A 2,704-nucleotide genomic window follows, 5' to 3' on the forward strand; every position below is an offset into this window, starting at 1 on the left:
CGGCACCTTCAACGAAATGACCCGTGATGCCGCCCACGACCGCATGAGCCAGGCGGGCGCGCAACTGATGACCTGGTTCGGCGTGGCCTGCGAGCTGCACCGCGACTGGCGCAACGATATCGAAGGCTTGGCGGCGCTGTGCTCCAACCATATTCCGGACTACCGCAACCTGATGACCAGCTACAACGCACTGACGGCTGGCAAGTAACAGCGCGCCGCTTGCGCGGCGCATCGCGAGCTTTGCTCGCTCCTACCCGGGCCCTGCACAACTCACAACTGCACAACCCCCCGTAGGAGCGAGCAAAGCTCGCGATGCGCTGCAAAGCAGCGCCCAATCGCTTTACTTGTTGAACTCGATGAGCACAGCCGCTACCGATAGCCAGACAAACCCTGCAATTAATGAGCAGGAGGCCATTCGGATTTTTTTCCTCAGACTGGTTGGTAGCCTCAAAGCGTCACTGGGATCCAACAACCCACGCCTTATAAAAAATTGAGGGTGCAAGGCAGTTCCACTCAACATGGCGATTACCGAGACTCTAGAGTACAGGGTTTACAACCCCACAGTTGTGTTGCACGTATCAGACACTCACTTCTGCTCAAGGATTTTTCAAGCGTTTTATAGCTTTTTAGGGAGGCGAGTTGCACTAATAGAATCATGCTGAATGCTAAGAGGGCAAAAGGCATCAAGGCAAATCCCAGTCCCCATGCTGAATCAAGGAAACTACTCATTTTCAGTATTCATATAGGCTGTCTCTGCCATACTCGTCAGTGTTCATTACTCCTCCCTCTATAGCTTCCAGTTACCTACAGTCGTAACGGTGAGCTAGCGGTAAAATTGAAAGGCCGCGAATGCCAATGCCGCACCTGGATACATCAGTAAATTTCCGATAATGAATTGTGTTTTTATGATTTGAGGAAACTCATTCAATTCATGAGGGTCAATCAATCCGAGTTTAATATGGCGCTGTTTCACCGGCCAAAATAGAATTCCTGAAGCGGTACACGTTAATAGAAAACGGCCCCAGATGCCCTGAGGGCCCCATAGGGGTGACATTTTCATAAGGTATCTGCTAGTTGAGAGAGCGGACATGGTGGTATGGAAGTCTCGGCTGCAGGCGAGTCGAAAATAAATGCCTAGGCCAGTCAGAATCATCGCCCAAGGGATGCATAAAGCCAGAAGTTTTAGCATGTCGCACTCCTAGTTGCTTTCTACGTATTCGTAAATGGTCTCGCCAACCGTCTCTCCTCCTGCCATTCCCAATAGGCTCCCCACTGTTGACCCAGCGCCTATCACAACTATTGCGCACAGTGGCGCGGTTCCGGCACAGGCGAACCCTGCAGCTACCGTCGCGGCTCCAGCTGCCAGAGATCCACCGGCCAAACCGCCGAAGAAATTACCTGATTCCTTAAATTTGACTCGTTTGCACTTGCCTTCATTTCCGGTGCTGCACGGCGCAGTGTATCGTAGGTGCCTAATTGCATGTGCTTGTTGAGGAAGGTTAGTTTCAGATTGGCGTCTAACTGTTTGAACAGTTTTTGACGTGCTTCAAAGAATTCGGGACTGCGTAGGTGTCCATGTTTGGCAAATTGCTGCTGGTGTAGCCTTTCAATACTACGCAACGTGGTAGTGAGGTTATCCAGCGCCTTCGCCATCATCGCTTGGCTCACGCCCATTGCAAGGCTCACATCACTGAGCAACCCGGCAATCTCGGCCTGATGCTGCATCATGAATTCAGCTTCTTCAGGCGTCATACGTGCCAAATCTTCTCGCACCGTCGTCGCCGCGCTCATCGCATACAGCTCTTGCTGAGTACAAACCGGCCGGCTCAGGCCATCGCCGATCACGAAGATCTCGCCGGCTTTGAACCCTTTTTGATAGGTCGGATTCAAGCGCTCAAGAATCGAGCGCGGTAGGTTGGCCTGGGGAGCGCCGAGCTCCGTCAGTACCTCTTGATACGTCATGCACCGCGGCACGATGTAGAAGCCAGGCTCCATGGCTTGGGGGGCAGACGAAGGCTGGAGCGCTGTGGGCTGGTAGGTATTGCTGACCTGGGCACTGGCGCGGGTTTGTGGTGGCGCTTCATAGGCTGCTCCCATGTTGCGCGGTGTGGGCCCTCGGCCTAAAGGCGCGACGACGCGATTGCCACCCAGGGGGCAGCCGCATTCCACCAACGAGCCGTCGACGGCGGTAGGGATGTTGTCCTGCTTCCAGCGCTGTTCGCCTTCGACGATGGTGCCTGCGACACCGCAACGGGGGCAGGTGGTGGTCTTGTCGCCTTTGAGCAGCCAGTCGCTGCCGTGCACACGGCCTCTGGCCTGGCCTGCAATGCAGATGGCACCAGTCGTGGTTTCGTCGCCGTCCAGTCCCTGGCCCCGGCCGAAAATATTCATGCGTTGACCCATGGCTCACCTCGGTATTGAAGATGGAAGCCTGGAACCTAGCAGCCTGGCGGTGGGTAGGTTTGGGGTCAGGGAAGTTTGGGAAATTTCCTACAGCAAATGCAGAAACGGATGGCATCAGTTGTTGCTGGATGTGCCGGCCTTCGCGGGTAAACCCGTTTCCACAGGTCGCACACCGGCCGGGTAGGAGCGAGCAAAGCTCGCGATGCGCTGCACAGCAGCGCTAATCCATCGTTCCTAAAACAGAACGCTAAAGCCAAAAACCACTATCTACCGCTCCAAAGGTGATGGTTTTAATCTTCTC

The 2,704-nt window shown here is 54.5% G+C and carries 2 protein-coding genes and 1 pseudogene; 1 reads left to right on the plus strand and 2 read right to left on the minus strand.

Going from position 1 to position 2,704, the window contains the following annotated elements; translation table 11 throughout:
- Positions 1-208, plus strand: a pseudogene (locus F3J45_RS29460) (hydrolase); the annotation flags it as partial.
- A gap of 615 nt (positions 209-823) precedes the next feature.
- On the opposite strand, the gene F3J45_RS29465 reads toward F3J45_RS29460, so the two are convergent.
- Positions 824-1,189, minus strand: coding sequence for a hypothetical protein (locus tag F3J45_RS29465; protein ID WP_167070866.1), 366 nt, complete (start codon positions 1,187-1,189; stop codon positions 824-826).
- Between the two features lie 152 nt (positions 1,190-1,341).
- Positions 1,342-2,403, minus strand: a complete 1,062-nt coding sequence (locus tag F3J45_RS29470; protein WP_205300742.1) for a PAAR domain-containing protein — start codon at positions 2,401-2,403, stop codon at positions 1,342-1,344.
- Positions 2,404-2,704 lie beyond the last annotated feature (301 nt).

Source organism: Pantoea sp. Ap-967, from assembly GCF_011752565.1.
GTDB lineage: Bacteria > Pseudomonadota > Gammaproteobacteria > Pseudomonadales > Pseudomonadaceae > Aquipseudomonas.